This window comes from Erythrobacter sp. (assembly GCF_023653175.1).
Classification (GTDB): Bacteria; Pseudomonadota; Alphaproteobacteria; order Sphingomonadales; family Sphingomonadaceae; genus Erythrobacter.
In genome coordinates, this window is the sequence record NZ_JAMNXL010000024.1 from 1 (window position 1) to 18,120 (window position 18,120).

An 18,120-nucleotide genomic window follows, 5' to 3' on the forward strand; every position below is an offset into this window, starting at 1 on the left:
AGCTTGCCTACCGCGACACGCATTACATGCGCTCGGGCGATTACTATTCGTCCTCCAACTATGCCTCGCGGCTGATCGGGGACGAGCTGGTCTTGTACACGCCGGTCTACGCCAACTGGGCCAAGCTCGAGGACAGCCTGCCTGCGATCCGCAAGCGCAGCCCCTATGCCAAGCCGGTGCCGCTGGTGAAGCCGCAGGACTTTCACGTTGCCGAGCCCTATCGGTCGGGCCGCTACCCGCTCGACACGCTTCACACCGTCACCCGCTGCAAGCTTGCCGACACCTTCGATTGCCGCGCCAGCGCGATCGCGGGCACGTGGAGCCACTCATTCTACGTTTCGGCAGAGGCGGTCTATGTCTGGACCGGGGAGGCCGGGGACCCTTCCAGCGAAGACGGGCGCGGCGTTCCGGGGCAGCTCTATCGCATTCCGCTAGCGGGCGGCAGGTCAGGCGCGGTGCAGGTCAGCGGATCGCCCATCGACCAGTTCTCCTTCGCCGAGGACGCCCGGGCAGGCGTGCTGCGCGTCTTGCTGCGCGGGGACGGTTCGGGCGACGGCATGTGGGAGGGCGAGGTCAGCGGCGGCAGCGTCGCGCTTGCCAGCGTGCCGCTTGCGCGCTTCGGCAATGGCAAGGGGAGTCTCGCGCAGGCCGATTACCGCAGGCTGCCCGAGCCCAAGGGTTGGCGCTTCCAGAACCGCTTCGTGGGCGACTATGTGCTCTATGCCGCGGGTGATTATGGCGAGGAAGAGGAGACGGGGAAGGTCTATGCCGTGCCGCTTGCCGGCGGCGCGGTGCAGGAGATCGCGATCCCCCACGGCATCACCCGCTTCGACCGCATGGGCTACGACGCGATCGCGATCGGTCCGGCGCGGGGCGACAGGCTCGGCTTTTCGGCCCTATCCCTGGGGAGCACGCCGCGGCTTGAGCACTTCCACATCCTCGCCGCCGCAGGCGAGGGCGAGACCCGCAGCCAGGCCTTCTTCTTCCGCCCCGATCCCGGCAGCGCTGACGGCACCTCGGGCGTGCTCGGCCTGCCGATCACCCGCGGGCAGCGGCGCGATGGCGGGGAGTTCCTAGGCTCGGGCTCGGCGATTGCCTTCCTGCGGCGCGATATGCGCAAGCTCGCCCCGCTCGGCGAACTCGCCGCCGCACCGGGCATTTCGCGCTCGGACAATTGCAAGGCGTCCTGCGTCGACTGGTACGGCAATGCCCGGCCTATCTTCACCGGCGGCCGGATCTTCGCGCTGATGGGTTACGAGCTGGTCGAAGGCCAGCTTACCGGCAGTGCGATTTCCGAGCGGCGGCGGGCGAGTTTTGCCCCGTGAACCGGATGATCCGGCGTTGACCCTCGCGCGCGGGCAGCGCAGAGGGGCGGCTTGAATTGCGGGGCAAGGAACTGACGATGTTTTCACTGAACGGCATGAACGCGCTGGTCACCGGTGCAAGCGGCGGGATCGGCTCGGCAATCGCTCACGCGCTGGCCTCGCAAGGCGCGCGTCTGGCGCTCTCGGGCTCGAACGCGGCCAAGCTGCGCGCCTTCCGCGACGAACTCAATGAAACCTATGCCCACGAGCATGACGGCCATGTCGAGATCACCTGCGATCTCGGCAACCAGACGCAGGTCGAGGAGCTGATTCCGGCAATGCTCGACACGCTCGGGAGCGTCGACATCCTCGTCAACAATGCCGGCATCACCCGCGACAATCTGGGGATGCGGATGAAGGATGATGAGTGGGATCAGGTGATCCGCATCAACCTCGAAGCCGCCTTCCGCCTGATGCGGGCTGCGGCCAAGCCGATGATGAAGGCGCGCTTCGGGCGGATCATCAACATCACCAGCGTGGTCGGCGCGACCGGCAATCCGGGGCAGATGAACTACTGCGCCGCCAAGGCGGGCCTCACCGGCATGACCAAGGCCTTCGCGCAGGAAGTGGCCAGCCGCGGGATCACGGCCAACTGTGTCGCGCCCGGTTTCATCCGCACCGCGATGACCTCTGCATTGGACGAGAAGCAGCAGGCCGCGATCAATGGCCGCATCCCGATGGGCCGCATGGGTGAAGGCGCCGAGATCGGCGCGGCGGTCGCCTTCCTCGCCAGCCGCGAGGCCGCTTACGTGACCGGTGAGACGCTGCATGTGAACGGCGGGATGGCGATGCTGTGAGGGTTGGGATCCGGCTGCTTGTTCCGGCGCTTCTTGCCGTCACCGCCGTTCCGGCGCTGGGCGAGAAGCCTGTTTTGAACGGTGCGGCGGCGCTCTGCATGCAGGCGCGTGCCGATGTCGAGCTCGGCCCGGTGGCGATTGGTCTGGCGCTCGCCAGAGCCGGGCTCGGCGGTGACGGGTCCGTCGCGACAAGGGACGCGATCGAGCCGGTCATGGTGGCGATCCTCGAACAATGTATCCAAGCCCACGGGCTTCCCGATGGCAATCCGCGGACCATCGGGGGCTATCTTATCGCCAGGGCAACCCGCATCGAAGCGGGCCGCCGTCTGGCGATGCAGGGGATCTCAGCGGACTGGCTCGATGGCGCCCTGGCGGGCAAGCAGGGCGAGACAGGGGCCGAATTCAGGCAGGTTGCCAAGAAGATTCTTGCGCGGATGAAGCAGGATCGGCCCGCCGGTCTCGGGATCGACGCGACAGGGCCGGACACCCGGTCGCGCACGACCGCTGAACTGGTTTACGCCTATGCCGCCGGCGCGCTCAGCGCCGAGCGAATCGGGGCGCAGCTCAGGCCGTGATCCCGCTGGGCCCTTATCCCCAACGGAGTCGCCCCTCGCAATGCAGCCAACTTGCCCGCAGCGAAGCCTGCGCTAAGGTTTCGGGAACTTTCCGGCGCTTGGGGGCGATTCCTTCGGCCCCCGCGCAAGACACGTAGACCGATAGGGACAAGCGATGAAGGCCACGATCGAACGCGCGACGCTGCTGCGGTGCCTTTCCCATGTTCAATCCGTGGTGGAGCGCCGCAACACCATCCCCATTCTTTCCAACGTGCTGATCGACGCGAGCGACGGCGGCAGCGTGCGGGTGATGGCGACCGACCTCGATCTGCAGGTAGTGGAGACCATGAGCGCGTCATCAGTGGACCAGCCCGGCGCGATCACCGTGTCGGCGCACCTGCTGTTCGACATCGCGAGGAAGCTGCCCGAGGGGAGCCAGGTCGGCCTCACCACCAGCGACAACCGCCTGGAGGTCAAGGCGGGCCGCTCGAACTTCAAGCTGCCGACCCTGCCGCGTGACGATTTCCCGGTGATCGTCGAGGGCGACCTGCCGACCAGTTTCGAGCTGCCGGCGCGGATGCTCGCCGAGCTGATCGACCGCACCCGCTTCGCGATCTCGACCGAAGAGACGCGCTACTATCTCAACGGTATCTTCCTGCACGTCACCGACGAGGACGAGCCGCTCCTGAAGGCCGCCGCGACCGATGGCCACCGCCTCGCCCGCTTCACCCTGCCGCGCCCCGAGGGTGCCGCCGGGATGCCCGACGTGATCGTGCCGAGGAAGGCCGTGGGCGAGCTGCGCAAGCTCCTCGAGGAGGCGCTCGACGGCAATGTCCTGATCGACCTGTCGGCGAGCAAGGTCCGCTTCACGCTCGGCGGCGAGGGCGGGGTGGTGCTGACATCCAAGCTGATCGACGGCACCTTCCCCGATTACAGCCGCGTCATCCCGACCGCCAACGGCAAGCTGCTCAAGGTCGATCCCAAGCTGTTCTATTCGGGTGTCGACCGCGTTGCGACCATCGCCACCGAGAAGACCCGCGCGGTCAAGATCGGGCTGGACCATGACCGCGTGACGCTCTCGGTCACCTCGCCCGACAACGGGACGGCGGCTGAAGAGCTGGCGGCCGACTACAAGGCCGAAGGGCTCGAGATCGGGTTCAACGCGAACTATCTCAAGGATATCCTCGGCCAGATCGACAGCGACATGGTGGAGCTCCACTTGGCCGACGCCGGCGCGCCGACGCTGATCCGCGAGAACGAGCAGGCCCGCGCGCTCTATGTGCTGATGCCGATGCGGGTGTAAGCGCCGGCAGAAGGCCGGGCGGAAGGGATAACGACGTGTCGCGCTTGCTCGCTCTTGCCCTATGCGCGCTCGCCTTCGCCGCGCCGAGCGTCGCCATCGCCGGCCAGAAGGCCGAGAGCATCGCGATCACGCCCGACAGCAAGCGCGCCGTCATCATCATCAAGACGGAGTCGATCCCGCCGCCGCCCACCATGGCGAGCGGCTTTCACCTGACCTTTGCTGCCTATGACCCGCAGCAGGAAGCGCTCGCCAGTGGGTTCTTCGGCGGCAGCTACCGGCTGCTCGCCAAGCCCAAGTTGTTCTACGACGGCTACCTTGTCTCCGACATCAAGCCCGGGACCTATATCGTCCAGGAGTTCACCCGGCAGGACCGCTGGGCGCTGTGCTACAACGAGGCGAGCCGGGTGTTCACCGTCAAGGCAGGCGAGGCGCTCTATCTCGGCGAGTTCGACAGTATCGGCAGCCTGCGCGCGCTCGAGACCGAGGTCGGCCGAACCATGCGCTTCTTCTCGGTCGGCGGCGCGCTGGTGCACTTTTTCGATGTCGCGCCCCCCCAGTTCAAGCCGATCGCGGCAGGGGAGATCGAGAAGGTGCAGGCCTTCGCGACAGCCCGCATGCCGCGCACCACTTCGCCGGTGACGGCGGTCCAATTCGGCACCGGCCGGTTCGGGACGGGCAGCGACCTGTTCGGCACCAACCGCGTGTGCGGGGGATATTACAAGGGTTCGGCGAAGCCCAAGCCATAGGCGGGCGCGAGAGAGGGAGAGGCTGCATGACAATCACTCAGGTTCACGTCCGCAAGGGGGCGCTCACCGACACCGCGCTGGCCGATATTCCGCTCGATCCGCTGGGCGATGGCGAGGTGCGGCTCCAGATCGAGAGCTTCTCGGTCACTGCCAACAACGTCACCTATGCGGTGGTGGGCGACGGGTTCAAATATTGGGACTTCTTCCCCGCTCCGGAAGGCATGGGTATCGTGCCGATGTGGGGCCATGCGCGGGTGACCGAGAGCCGCCATCCCGAAATTGCAGTGGGCGAACGGGTCTATGGCTATCTGCCGATGGCGAGCCACTTGGATGTGCTCCCCGGGCGGGTGAGTGCAGGCGGCTTCATGGACATGGCCGCGCACCGCCTGCCGATGAGCCCGGTCTACAACAGCTACACGCGCCTTAGCGCCGACCCCGAGCATGATCCGGCCCGCGAGGCGGAGCGGATGATCTTCGGCCCGCTGTTCCGCACCGGCTTTTTGATCGAGTACTTCCTGCGCGGGCAGGATTGGTTCGGGGCGGAGCAGCTGGTCGTCACCAGCGCCTCCTCCAAGACTGCGATGGGGCTGGCGAGCGTCGCGCGGCAGCATTCGCCGGGCATCAAGCGCATCGGGTTGACCTCAAAGGGCAATATCGCCTTTGTCGAGGCGAGCGGGCTGTATGACGAAGTGCGCGCATATGACGAGCTTGATCGCCTCTCCGTGGTGCGAAGTGTCAGCGTCGACTTCGCCGGGAACGCCGACGTGCTGGCGCAGATCCACCGCCATTTCGAGGATGCGCTGGCCCATTCGGCGCTGGTGGGCATGACCCATATCGAGGCCCGCTCGACCTTCGGCGGCGGGGAGCCGCTCCCCGGCCCCAAGCCGCAGCTGTTCTTCGCCCCCGACCACGCGGTCGCCTTCTTCAAGGCGCATGGGCCTGAGGAGGGCGGCAAGCTGGTCGCTGCGGCATGGCGCGAGTTCCTGAAGGCGGCCGAGGGCACCATCGCAATCGAACGCCACGCCGGCCTCGAAGCCGCGCGCGACGTCTTCACCACGATGGTTGGCGGGCAGATCGAACCGGCCAAGGGGATCGTGATCGAGCCTTAGGCCGGATCGGGGCACGGGCGGCGGATTACTCCGCCGCTTCGGCCAGCTCCACCCGCTGGGGGCCGCGGATCAGCCCGCCCGGGGTTTCGCCTGTCCAGACGCCATCGCGGAAGGTCACAGTGCCACTCTTGATCGTGGCGACATAGCCGTCGGCCTTCTGCAACAACCGCTTGCCACCCGCGGGCAGATCGAAGGCCAGCCACGGCTTGCCGAGCTTCAGCTCGTCCATGTCGATCACGTTGAGGTCGGCGAGATAGCCCGGCGCGATCACCCCGCGATCCTCCAATCCGTAGAGTCGCGCGGTATCGCGGCACTGGCGCTTGATCGCCTGCTCCAGGCTGATCCGCGCCCCGCGCTTGCGGCTCTTAACCCAGTGCTCAAGCATGAAAGTCGGCGAGGCCGCGTCGCAGATCGTCCCGCAATGTGCGCCGCCGTCCGACAGCGAGTTCACCGTGTCCTCGGCATGCTGGAGGGGGTGGAGGAAATCGAGGTTGCCGTCGGCATAGTTGAGGATCGGCAGGTAGATGAACCCCGTGCCATCGCCCTCACACAGCAGGTCATAGGCATATTCCTGCGGGCTCACCCCGGCGGCCGCGGCGCGGGCGTTGATGCTGGCGTCGGCGGCGGGCTCGTAGTCGAAATCGGGGTCCATTTCGAATTGCAGCGTCCAGCCCATGCTGATCGCCATTACCACCCCGCCGATGTCCTTTGGGGCATCGGTGTAGTCGTTGGGCTCGGCGAGCATGGCCGCCCGGAACGCGGGGTCGAGCAGCTTGGCCTTCTGCTCCTCCCACGCAAGGTCTGCGATGGACATCCAGCTCGGGCGGAAGCGAAAGGGGTGCACACTACCCTGCCACGCCATGACAATGCCATTGCCACGAAGTGCTATCTGGGCGACGATGTTCGCACCATTGTCGTTCTGGGCGCGCATTTCGGCGATCTGCTCGTCGAGCGGGAGTTCCTTGGCGATGGATTGCAGCGCGGCGAAGGTGACGGGAATGCCTGCCTCGCGGCTCAGTTGCCCCATCCAGCCGAACTCGTCCCATTCGCGCTTGAGGTCGCTGGCGATCTCGAACACCGCATGGCCGCCCGCTGCCATGGCGCGGCCCATCGCGCGGCCGATCGCGATCAGTTCCTCCGGCGTGGCGGTGGTGCCGGGGACAAGCTCGCCGTCCACCGACTTGTGGAGCACGGTGCGCGAGGTCGAGAAGCCCAGCGCACCCGCCCGCACGCCTTCCTCGACGATCTGGCTCATTTCGGCAATGTCGTCGGGCGTAGGCACCGCGCCCGGTTGCTCGCGGTCGCCCAGCACATAGGCACGCACCGCGCCGTGGGGGACGTGGGTGCCGATATCGACGGTGCGGGGGAGTTTTTCGAGCGCGTCGAGATATTCGGGGAAGGTCTCCCAGTCCCAGGTGATCCCCTCGGCGAGCGCGGTGCCGGGGATGTCCTCGACCCCCTCCATCAGACTGATCAGCCATTCGTGGCGGTCGGGGCGGGCCGGCGCGAAGCCGACGCCGCAATTGCCCATCACCACCGTGGTCACGCCGTGCCAGCTCGAGGGGGCCATCTCCTGATCCCAGGTGGCCTGCCCGTCATAATGGGTGTGAATGTCGACAAAGCCGGGGGCGACGATCTTGCCGGCGGCGTCGATCTCCTCGCGCGCGCTGCCCGTGACCCGGCCGACCGCGGCGATCAGCCCGTCCTTGACCGCGACATCGCCGGTGAACGCGGGGCTGCCGGTGCCGTCGACGATCGTGCCGCCGCGGATGATGAGGTCGTATTGCGCCATGTCTCTCTCCCGTTTTGCGGCAAAGGATGTCGCAATCCGGGCGGGCTGTCCAGCGCGGCCGACTAGGGCGCGCTCTCGGCGAAGCGGCGGTAGATGTTACCGCCTTCGTCGACGAGTTGCGCATCGCCTGCGGCTTCGACACGGAAAGTGTCGACATAATCTCCGTAGTCGAGCGTCAGAATGCAGTCTGCCCCGTCGAACCGCCAAATCCCGTCGCTCATCAGCCTGTGATGGAGATACTCTCTGAAATACCGGTCATCGCCATCGCGTTCTATGGCGAATTCACGCGCGTCGTTCTCGACCACATCGCTACCGGGAGCCGGCAATATCCATGCGCCGATCACGTCGTCTTCGGTAAAAGGGCAGGGTTCCTGCTCGTGAGCGCCGCCGTGGCTCGCGCTTGCCGCCAGCATGGATGCCAGCGCGCAGGCGAGATAGCGGCGGCGCATCACGTCAGGCCGCCGCCAATCGCCCTGCGCTCTTGGCCGCTTCCTTTGCCGTGTCCGGCGCGTCGAGGAACTCGCGGATGGCGACAAGACTTTCGTCGGTGTGGGTCAGCAGGAACAGGTGCCCGCCGCCTTCAAAGGTTACCAGCCGCGAGTTGGGAATCATCGCCTTCAGGATCCGGCCGTTGATGACCGGGACGATCTGGTCGTCCTCGCCCATCATGATCAGCGTTTCCTTCTTCATGAAAGGCAGCGCCGGCAGGCTCGTCCAGCCCAGCATGCACATCAGCTGGTACATGTAGCCGCGCGGGGAAGGGGGCTTGAGGCGGCCGATATGGCTGTCCTTCTGGTGTCTCGCCCCGTCCTTGTCGACCCCGCCATAGAGCGTGGCGAAGTGCTCGTTCATGAACTCGGGATCGATGTAGCGGCGCGGATCGGCCATCTTGGTGAAGGCGGCCGGATTGCCCGGCACCATCAGCATCCCCGGCGTGGTCGCGATCAGCGTCAGCCGCCGGGTGCGCCCCGGGTGCTGGAGCGCGAAGTGCTGCGCCATCGCGCCGCCCCACGAGACGCCCATCACGTCGACCTCGTCCAAGCCGAACCGGTCGAGCAGCTGCGCGGCCGTCCAGCTCATGGTGAAGGGGTTGTAGGGCACCAGCGGATCAGGCGATTCGCCCGTCCCCGGCATGTCGAACATGATGAAGCCGCGCTCGGGCATGGCTGCTGCAAGCGGGGCCACTGCCTCGATGTTTGCGCCGATGCCGTTGAAGAACAGAACCGGCAGATGGTCGCTGGGCATATCGAGCCGCCAGGCCGCAGTCCGTAGCGTCCGGCCGCCCGCTTGCTCCATCGAGACGACCGCGTCGTCCATGGGATTGGTCACGTAGTCACGTCCTTTCTGCGCCCCCACAAGGGAGGCGGGTTGGGCGCGCACACCGATCCCATAGCGCGCGCGCCCACAAGCAAAGCGCCTTTCGTTCCGCTTCCGGAACGCCCCTGGCGCGCGTTCCGTGTATCAGACTTCTTCGACGACGTAGAGTCCCGGTGCGGCTTCCATCGCAGGGTGGGTGTCATTGCCGAGGCTCGCAGGTGCCGCTTTCATCTTGCCCGAGCGCTTCTGCACCCATTCCATCCACAGCGGCCACCAGCTGCCCGCGACCTCCTGCGTGCCCTGCAGCCATTCGTCGGCGGTCGCGGGAAGCTTGCCCTTCTTGGCCTGGACGAAATACTTTGCCTTGGGGTTGCCCGGTGGGTTGAGGATCGCCTGCATGTGGCCGCTTTGCGAGAGCACGTAGGTCACGTCCTTCGAGCCGAACAGCTGGGTCGAACGATAGGTCGCCTTCCACGGAGTGATGTGATCGGTCACCCCGCCGAGGATGAACAGGTCGGCGGTCACCTTGGAAAGGTCGACCTTGTGCCCGGCCATCTCGACCTCGCCCTGCTTGGTGAAGGCGAGGGTTTCGAACAGGGTGAGGAAATCGCCCATCAGGCTGGAGGAGAGGTTGGTGGCGTCGGCATTCCAGAACAGGACGTCGAAGGCCGGCGGGTCCTGCCCCAACAGGTAGTTGTTGATGACATAGTTCCAGATCAGGTCGTTCGGGCGCAGCCACGCAAAGCCGCGCGCCAGATCGTCGGCCTTGATGATGCCCGCCTTCATCGCCCGCTGCCGGGCGAGCTGCATGCCGTTCTCGCTGACCAGCGATCCGGCTTCGATGTCGGTCGGCTTGGGGTGGAGCACGCAGACCATCAGCGTCAGCGTGCCGAGGATCGGGTTGCCGGTCGCAGCGAGCTTCGATGCCAGCACCGAGGCGGTCTGCCCGCCCGAGCACCCGGCCGAGACATTGACCTTCTTCGAGCCAGTGATCGAAGACACCACCTCCAATGCCTTCTCGCAGGCCGCGATGTAATCGGCCATGCCCCAGTGACCCTGCTCCTTGGAGGGGTTGCGCCACGAGATGACGAAGGTCTGGATCCCGTTGTCGACCTGCCACTTGATCACCGACTTGTCCGGCGAGAGGTCGTTGATGTACATCTTGTTGATCTGCGGCGGGATCGTCAGTTGCGGAATCTCATAGACCTCCTGTGTGGTCGGTGCATATTGCAGCAGTTCCATGATCTCGTCGCGATAGACCACGTTGCCCTTGGAGGTGGCGATGTTCTTGCCCAGCTTGAAGGGGCGCTTGTCGACCTGGCTGACCATCCCCTTGTTGTGGACGATGTCGTTATAGGCGTTCTGGAGCCCCTTGATGAGGCTGAGGCCGCCCGAATTGATGATCTGCTTCTGCGCGGTGGGGTTACCTGCCAGCGTGTTGGTCGGCGCGAGGCCATCGAGGATGATGTTGGCGATGAAATTCGCGCGATTGCGCTCCAGCTCGTCAAGCTCGAGCTCCTCGAGCCAGTTCTTCATGCCCTTCTGCACGGCGAGGTAATATTGGGCGCCGGCGCGGAAGAAGGGGTTGTATTGCCACGCCGGGTCCATGAACCGCTTGTCCTTGGGATCGGGGGCGAGCTCGCTCTTGCCGGTCATGATCTTTACCATGTCCTGCGCCATCGCGGTGGAATGCCGCAGGAAACGCGAAGGGTCGGACGCGGTCTCGCGCAGCAGCAGGGCGACCGCGCTGACGAAATCCTCGCGCGCCACCCCGATCAGCGGCCCCAGGGCATTGGTGGACTGGGCTGCCTCGTTCTCGAGCTTGACTTCGCTGCGTGCCATGAAATCCCCTCTGGTTCGACCTTGCGCGTGCCGCTTGGAACGGCTTCCGGTTAACGCGGTCGCTGATCGCGAGAATGCAGCCTTGCTACCCAAGTTGCAAGCATGAGCGAGGGGCTCTGCGCTGCGGCCGCAGCGGATTGATTGAGGATTTAAGGATCCCGATTAACGATTTTCTAGGCCATCCTGAGGCAAGGGAACGCAATGGCCGGGGATCCTATCCGCAAATTCGCAACCGACAATCCACGCCCGCTCGGAGCGGGGCGCGATCTGCGCGCGGTCGCCAATGCACGGGCCGCCAACGCACAGGCTGCCGCGGGCGAAAGCCGCGCGCGCGGCGAGCGGCGCGGCACAGAGCGGCTGCTCGCGGAACGATCGGGCGGCCTGCAGCAGGCGATCGACGAGCCGGCCAGCGAGCAGAGCTTCTTCCTGCCCCGACAGGCTGGCGGCATGACGATGTTCCTGATCGCTGCCTATGTCTTGGCAGCGGGGGTGTATCAGGGCCTGCCGTCGACCAACACCATGACCTTCGCGCTCGCCTCGGCGACGCTGTTCGCCTGCGGTTCGCTGTTCGCCGCGATCGAGCGCCGCGCCGACACGCTGAGCGGGCTCAGGTTCGCGGTCGTGTTTCTCGCGATCGTGGTGCCGATGGCTTGCGCTGGTCTCGCGCTGGCACTGTGGGTCGGCGAGGGCCTGCCGTGGCAATGGGCTATCGCGACGCTGGTCTGCATCAACGCTGCTGCCGCCGCGCTGTTCGACATGCGAATCATCTCGCTGTTCTGCGCCAAGATCGCGAGCTGGGCCGGCTTTGCCGTGCTTGTGCCCGACAACGTCACCTTTGCCGCAGTCTTCGCTGCCGCGCTCACCTTGTCGCTGATTGCCCGGCTCGAATGGAAGGCCGCGCAGAGGCGTCGCCTTGCCCGCGAGGCGCGCGAGCGGGTCGCGGCCCGCGCCGAGGACATCCTGCGCAGCTTCGAGGAGACCGGGCAGGGCTGGTTCTGGGAAACCGACCGCCGCGGGCTCATCACCTATATCTCGCCCAAGGCCGCGACCGTGCTGGGCAAGACCACCGACGAGGTGGTCGGCTGCCCGCTCTCGGAGCTTGTCGATGCCTCGCAGGGCGCCGCCGATGCCGAGCGCACGCTCGCCTTCCACCTTTCCGCACGCTCGGCCTTCCACGATGTCGAGGTGCGCGCCGCGACCACCGGCGATGAGCGCTGGTGGGCGCTTGCGGGCCGTCCGGTTTACGACAGCTACAAGAACTTCTGCGGCTTCCGCGGCCATGGCACCGACCTCACCGAGAAGCGCCGCTCCGAGCAGCAGGTCTCGCGCCTCGCCCACTATGATTCGCTCACCGGCCTCGCCAATCGCGTGCAGATGAGCCAGGCGCTCGAGCAGATCCTCGCCGCGCCCAGCGGCCGGGAGCGCGCCTGCACGGTGCTGATGCTCGATCTCGACCGCTTCAAGCATGTCAACGATACGCTCGGCCACCCGGCGGGCGACGCGCTGCTCAAGCAGGTTGCCCAGCGCCTCGAGCGCGCGATCGACGGCCATGGCCGCTGCGGGCGTCTGGGCGGCGACGAGTTCCAGGTGATCGTCCCCGGCCACCAGGACCGCCACACGCTCGGCCACATGGCGCAGGAAATCATCAACTCGCTCTCGCAGCCCTATTCGATTCAGGGCCAGAGCGTGGTGATCGGCGCCTCGGTCGGCATCGCGCTCGCGCCCGAGCATGGCTCGACCAGCGACGAGCTGATCCGCAATGTCGACCTTGCTCTCTACGCCGCCAAGGACGCCGGGCGCGGGGTCTACCGCTTCTACGCCGAAGACCTCCACGCCGCGGCCGAAGAGCGCGCCGAGCTGGAACAGGACCTGCGCGAGGCGATCGCAAAGGGCGAGCTGCAGCTTTACTACCAGCCTGTGGTCTATGCCGCGAACGAGAAGATCGTCGGCTTCGAAGCGCTTATGCGCTGGCAGCACCCCAAGCGCGGGTGGATCAGCCCGGCCAAGTTCGTCCCCATCGCCGAAGATGCAGGCCTCATCGACCGCATCGGCCAATGGGCGCTGCGCACGGCCTGCGCGGACCTTGCCCGCTGGCCGCGCTCGATCCGCTGCGCGGTCAACGTCTCGGCGCTGCAATTTGCCAACCCGGACCTGCCCACCATCGTCGCCAACGCGCTCGCCCATGCCGGCGTTGCGCCCTCGCGGCTCGAGCTGGAAATCACCGAAAGCGTGTTTCTCAACGACAGCTCGGGCACGGACGCGATGTTCAAGGCCTTGAAGCGCGTCGGTGTGCGTCTGGCGCTCGACGATTTCGGCACGGGCTATTCGTCGCTCGGCTATCTGAAGAAGGCGCCCTTCGACAAGATCAAGATCGACCGCAGTTTCGTGCAGGGCGCCACCGAGGAAGGCAGCCGCAACGGCGCGATCATCGCCTCGATCACCAGCCTCGCCGAAGCGCTGCACATGGACACGACGGCAGAGGGCGTGGAGACGCTCGACGAGCTCGAACTGGTGCGCCTGCTCGGCTGCTCCCACATCCAGGGCTATATCTATTTCAAGCCGATGAACGCCTCGGACGCGACCGCGCTGGTCTCGGGCGATCTCGTCGCCGAGGCCGACGGGCCGCAGTCCGCCCGCGCGCCGCGCCAGAACCTGCTGCGCCGCGTGGTGGTGGTTCACAACGGCAACCGCCTCAACGCGACGCTGCGCAACATCTCCGAAAGCGGGGCGATGATCGAAGGGCTGTGGAACATGCCCGCCGGGAGCGCGGTCCGGATCGAATTTTCCGCCGACAAATCGGTCACTGCCCAGGTGCGCTGGTCGCGCGAGAACCGCGTGGGTATCGAATTCCACCAACCCCTGCGCCGCCGCGCCGATGGCTCCTTTGCCGTCCTCAAGGGCGCGCCGGGTCAGACCGCGGGCTGGTAGGTGGGCGGATGCTTGACGGCGCCTTAGCCACGTCCCTCAGGCAGTCATGTTAGGCCAAAAGTAACCATCGGGCTTTAGACTTGGAGAACACGCTCCGGCGGCAGGTTTCCCTGCGCGCCCGAGGACTGGAGGTTTGCCCGCGAGATGTCCCTGAAGGGTCTCCTGTCATCCCGCAGCGGTCGCAACGGACCGATTGGCCCCGCATCGGCGCTGACCGACGGCGAGCGCCTAGCCATGCTCGACGAGCTCGAGCAATCGGGGCTGGGCTGGTTCTGGGCGAGCGATGCGGCCGGCAACCTCACCTATCTCTCCGCCACTATTGCCGCGCGGCTCGACCTGCCGCTCGACGCGCTGATCGGCCAGCCGCTCTCCGCCATCTTCGCCGCCGCCGACCGCGAGGGGCGGGGCAAGTCGCTGCCGCTGATGCTGGCGGCGCACAAGTCCTTCAGCGGGATGGCGGTGCGCGCCGCGCGGCGCCCCGAAGGCGCGGTGCTGCGCCTTGCCGGTCAGCCAGTGACCGATGCGGAAGGCCGCTTCATCGGCTTCCGCGGCACCGGGGCCGACATCACCGAGGAATATGCCCGCGAGGAGGAAACCGCCCGCCTTGCACGTTACGATTCGCTCACCGGCCTCAGCAACCGCCACCGCATGGCCCACCAGATCGAGGCGACCCTCACCGCCTTCAAGGCCGCGCGCCGCAACTGCGCGGTGATGATGATCGATCTCGACCGCTTCAAGCATGTCAACGACACGCTCGGCCATGCTGCGGGCGACGAGCTGCTCAAGCAGGTCGCCGCCCGCCTCGGCCGCGCAATCGACCGCGACTGCGAGATCGGCAGGCTCGGCGGCGACGAGTTCCAAGTGTTGCTCCCCGACATCGACGACCGCGGGGTGCTGGGCGACCTCGCTGGCAAGATGATCGCCATGCTGCGCCAGCCCTACAGCCTCGAGGAGGGGCGCTGCGTGATCGGCGCCTCGGTCGGGATCGCGATTGCCCCGCACGACGGCGTGACCCGCGAAGACATCGTGCGCGCGGCCGACCTTGCGCTCTATGCCGCCAAGAACGGCGGGCGGGCGCAGTACCGCTTCTTCTCGGGCGAGCTTGAGAACGAGACGATCTTCCGCCGCCGCCTCGAACAGGACCTTGGGCTGGCGCTGAGCGAGGAGCAGCTGTTCCTGCGCTTCGAGCCGATTGTCGAGGCGGCCGGCGGCACGGTCGCCTCGCTCGAGGCGCATGTGTGCTGGAACCATGCGCAGCGCGGCGTGATCGACGAGGAGGAGTTCGCGCAGATCATCGAGGGCTCGGCAATGACCGCCGATGTCGGCCGCTGGGTGGTCCGCGCGGCCTGCGCCGGAGCTGCCGACTGGCCCGAGAGCGTGCGGCTGGCGGTCAATGTGCCGGTGCCGCTGCTGCTCGCGGACGACTTCGTGGGCCTGGTCGGCGAGGCGCTCGATACCGCGGGTCTTGCGCCGGGCCGGCTCGAGCTCGAGATCAGCGAGGCGGTGTTCTTCGGCGATGCAAGCGTGGTCGACCGCACGCTCGCCGCGCTGTTCAAGCTCGGGGTGCGGCTGACGCTGGACGAGTTCGGGAGCGGCTATTCCTCGCTCGCCTACCTGCGCCGCGCGCCCTTCGATGCGATCAAGATCGACCAGAAGCTGGTCGCCGAGGCCGAGCGCCACGATGCCCGCGAGATGGGACTGGTGCGCGCGATCGTCGCTTTGGCGGGCGCGCTGCAGATGGACACGATGGCGGGCGGGATCGAGAGCCCGGCTCTGCTGGCGGCGCTCACGGAATGCGGGGTGCGCTATCTCCAGGGCCCGATCTTCAGCGAACCGGCCGATGCCGAGACGGTGGTCGCCGAAATGGCCGGAGGCACGTGGAAGATCGAACCCGGCGCCGAACGCACCCGCCGTGCCCGCAGGCGCACGGTATTCCGCAAGATCCAAGTGATCCACGACGACTACGCCTACGAGGTGACGCTGCGCAACCTCTCCAAGTCGGGCGCACTTATCGAGGGGCTGGCCGATGTGCCCAAGGGCACGCAGTTCGTGGTTGATCTGGGTGGCGGGCAGCTGGCGGTGGCGACGGTGACACGTTCCAGTGGCGATGTGCAGGGGCTGGAATTCGAGCAGTCGCTGATCGAAGACGGCTCGGGCGGGCTGTGCACCCGCAACCGCGTCTCGCCCTATGCGCTCGCCGCGGCGGGCGCACCGCTTGCTCCGCTCGCCCCGGGCAAGTTTGTCGGCATCGATCAGGGCGGGGCCGTGCCCAAGTTCGGCTATTCGCTTCCCTCGCGCGGCGAGCCTGTCTGACCCCCTTGGAGCAGTTGCGTTTTTGGCGAATGACATCGGCGTGACCGGGCGCTACATCGCGCGGCGATGACTGACCTTTCCCATATCCGCAATTTCTCCATTATCGCGCACATCGACCATGGCAAGTCGACCCTTGCCGACCGTCTGATCCAGTTCACCGGAGGCCTCACTGCGCGCGAGATGTCCGAGCAAGTCCTTGATAACATGGACATCGAGAAGGAGCGCGGGATCACCATCAAGGCCCAGACCGTGCGCCTTGCCTATACCGCCAGAAACGGCGAGACCTACCAGCTCAACCTCATGGACACCCCCGGCCACGTCGACTTCGCCTACGAGGTCTCCCGCAGCCTCGCCGCCTGCGAGGGCGCTCTGCTTGTCGTGGACGCAGCCCAGGGCGTCGAAGCCCAGACCCTCGCCAACGTCTACCAGTCCATCGAGCACGATCACGAGATCGTCCCCGTCATCAACAAGATCGACCTGCCCGCCGCCGAACCCGAGAAGGTCAAGGCCGAGATCGAGGAGATCATCGGATTGGACGCATCGCAGGCCGTCCTCACCTCCGCCAAGTCCGGCATCGGGATCGAGGACGTGCTCGAGGCCGTCGTCGCCCGCATCCCGCCGCCCAAGGGCAAGATCGAGGCGCCGCTCACCGCCAGCCTCGTCGATTCCTGGTACGACCCCTATCTCGGCGTCGTCATCCTCGTGCGGGTGATCGACGGCAAGCTCACCAAGGGGCTGAACATCCGCTTCATGCAGGGCGGCACCCAGCACCTCGTCGACCGCGTCGGCTGCTTCACCCCCAAGCGCACCGACCTGGCCGAACTCGGCCCGGGCGAGATCGGCTTCATCACCGCGCAGATCAAGGAAGTCGAACAGGCCCGCGTCGGCGACACCATCACCACGGTGAAGGGCGGCGCGACCGAGGCGCTGCCGGGCTACAAGGAAGTCCAGCCGGTGGTTTTCTGCGGCCTCTTCCCGGTCGACGCCGCCGATTTCGAGAAGCTGCGCGAGAGCATCGGCAAGCTGCGCCTCAACGACGCCTCCTTCTCATTCGAGATGGAATCCTCCGCGGCGCTCGGCTTCGGCTTCCGCTGCGGCTTCCTCGGCCTGCTGCATCTGGAAATCATCCAGGAACGCCTCAGCCGCGAATACGACCTCGACCTCATCACCACCGCGCCATCCGTGGTCTACCGCATCCACCTCGGCCATTCGCGCTACGAGGATGCGAAGGTCATCGACATCCACAACCCCGCCGACTGGCCCGACGAGAACCGCATCGAGACCATCGAGGAGCCGTGGATCAAGGCGGTGATCTACACCCCCGACGAATATCTCGGCGCGATCCTCAAGCTGTGCCAGGACCGCCGCGGCATCCAGACCGAACTCACCTATGTCGGCGGCCGCGCGCAGGTGACCTACGAACTGCCGCTCAACGAAGTGGTGTTCGACTTCTACGACCGCCTGAAGTCGATCTCGCGCGGCTACGCCTCCTTCGACTACGAACAGATCGGCACCCGCGAGGGCGATCTCGTGAAAATGAATATTCTCGTCAACAACGAGGCGGTCGACGCCCTGAGCCTGATCGTCCACCGCGCCAACGCCGAAGAACGCGGCCGCGGCATGTGCGAGCGCCTCAAGGACCTCATCCCCCGCCACCTCTTCAAGATCCCGATCCAGGCCGCAATCGGCGGCAAGGTGATCGCCCGCGAGACGATCGCCGCCCTGCGCAAGGACGTGACCGCCAAGTGCTATGGCGGTGACATTTCCCGGAAGAAGAAGCTGCTCGACAAGCAGAAGAAGGGGAAGGCGCGGATGCGGGAGTATGGCAACGTCTCGATCCCTCAGGAAGCTTTCATCGCCGCTCTCCGCATGGGTGAAGAGTAACCCTCTCCCCTCCCGCTTGCGGGAGGGGCCGGGGGTGGGCCTGTGACCGCTAGGCGCGTTCTCTGTGCTCGCTCCGCTCGCTCCCACCCCTAACCCCTCCCGCAAGCCGGAGGGGGATCAAGCTAGAAGCAAGAGGCTGTAACTCGGGGCCGGCGGGTGGCCGCAGGTCGG

General features: G+C 66.4%; 13 protein-coding genes. 9 read left to right on the forward strand and 4 right to left on the reverse strand.

The features are described 5' to 3' along the window. From NBV68_RS04825 to NBV68_RS04850, 6 genes are all read left to right on the forward strand, one after another. A partial coding sequence (locus tag NBV68_RS04825) for a beta-propeller domain-containing protein (protein WP_296307664.1) occupies window positions 1-1,325 on the forward strand: 1,325 nt, incomplete at its 5' end. 77 nt (window positions 1,326-1,402) lie between these two features. Then, window positions 1,403-2,161: a 3-oxoacyl-[acyl-carrier-protein] reductase gene (fabG, locus tag NBV68_RS04830; protein WP_296307666.1), complete on the forward strand. Its 759-nt coding sequence runs from the start codon at window positions 1,403-1,405 to the stop codon at window positions 2,159-2,161. Beyond that, window positions 2,158-2,736: a hypothetical protein gene (locus tag NBV68_RS04835; RefSeq protein WP_296307667.1), complete on the forward strand. Its 579-nt coding sequence runs from the start codon at window positions 2,158-2,160 to the stop codon at window positions 2,734-2,736. Before fabG ends, NBV68_RS04835 begins: the two co-directional genes overlap by 4 nt. A 154-nt stretch (window positions 2,737-2,890) precedes the next feature. Beyond that, the gene (gene dnaN / locus NBV68_RS04840; RefSeq protein WP_296307669.1) at window positions 2,891-4,018 is read left to right on the forward strand and encodes a DNA polymerase III subunit beta; all 1,128 of its coding nucleotides are present in this window, start codon (window positions 2,891-2,893) and stop codon (window positions 4,016-4,018) included. 35 nt (window positions 4,019-4,053) lie between these two features. Then, window positions 4,054-4,764, forward strand: a complete 711-nt coding sequence (locus NBV68_RS04845) for a hypothetical protein (protein WP_296307671.1) — start codon at window positions 4,054-4,056, stop codon at window positions 4,762-4,764. A gap of 26 nt (window positions 4,765-4,790) precedes the next feature. Continuing rightward, window positions 4,791-5,873 (forward strand): DUF2855 family protein, encoded by a 1,083-nt coding sequence (locus NBV68_RS04850; protein ID WP_296307672.1) that lies wholly within the window; start codon window positions 4,791-4,793, stop codon window positions 5,871-5,873. Window positions 5,874-5,898: 25 nt separating this feature from the next. On the opposite strand, the gene NBV68_RS04855 is transcribed toward NBV68_RS04850, so the two are convergent. From NBV68_RS04855 to NBV68_RS04870, 4 genes are all read right to left on the reverse strand, one after another. Continuing rightward, window positions 5,899-7,665, reverse strand: coding sequence for a D-aminoacylase (locus NBV68_RS04855; protein WP_296307673.1), 1,767 nt, complete (start codon window positions 7,663-7,665; stop codon window positions 5,899-5,901). Between the two features lie 62 nt (window positions 7,666-7,727). Then, a complete protein-coding gene (locus NBV68_RS04860; RefSeq protein WP_296307674.1) occupies window positions 7,728-8,117 on the reverse strand; it encodes a hypothetical protein in 390 nt (129 codons plus the stop codon). Window position 8,118: 1 nt separating this feature from the next. Beyond that, window positions 8,119-8,994, reverse strand: coding sequence for an alpha/beta fold hydrolase (locus NBV68_RS04865; RefSeq protein ID WP_366067577.1), 876 nt, complete (start codon window positions 8,992-8,994; stop codon window positions 8,119-8,121). A gap of 132 nt (window positions 8,995-9,126) precedes the next feature. Further along, window positions 9,127-10,824 (reverse strand): alpha/beta fold hydrolase, encoded by a 1,698-nt coding sequence (locus NBV68_RS04870; RefSeq protein ID WP_296307675.1) that lies wholly within the window; start codon window positions 10,822-10,824, stop codon window positions 9,127-9,129. A 201-nt stretch (window positions 10,825-11,025) separates the two neighbouring features. Between NBV68_RS04870 and NBV68_RS04875 the strand changes: the two genes are divergently transcribed. The 3 genes from NBV68_RS04875 to lepA all read left to right on the forward strand — a co-directional run bounded on the left by NBV68_RS04875 (window position 11,026) and on the right by lepA (window position 17,949). Continuing rightward, window positions 11,026-13,752 (forward strand): EAL domain-containing protein, encoded by a 2,727-nt coding sequence (locus NBV68_RS04875; RefSeq protein WP_296307676.1) that lies wholly within the window; start codon window positions 11,026-11,028, stop codon window positions 13,750-13,752. Between the two features lie 144 nt (window positions 13,753-13,896). Further along, a complete protein-coding gene (locus NBV68_RS04880; protein WP_296307678.1) occupies window positions 13,897-16,065 on the forward strand; it encodes an EAL domain-containing protein in 2,169 nt (722 codons plus the stop codon). Between the two features lie 66 nt (window positions 16,066-16,131). Continuing rightward, entirely contained in the window at window positions 16,132-17,949 is a 1,818-nt protein-coding gene (gene lepA, locus NBV68_RS04885) for a translation elongation factor 4 (RefSeq protein WP_296307680.1), read from the forward strand. Window positions 17,950-18,120: the final 171 nt, after the last annotated feature.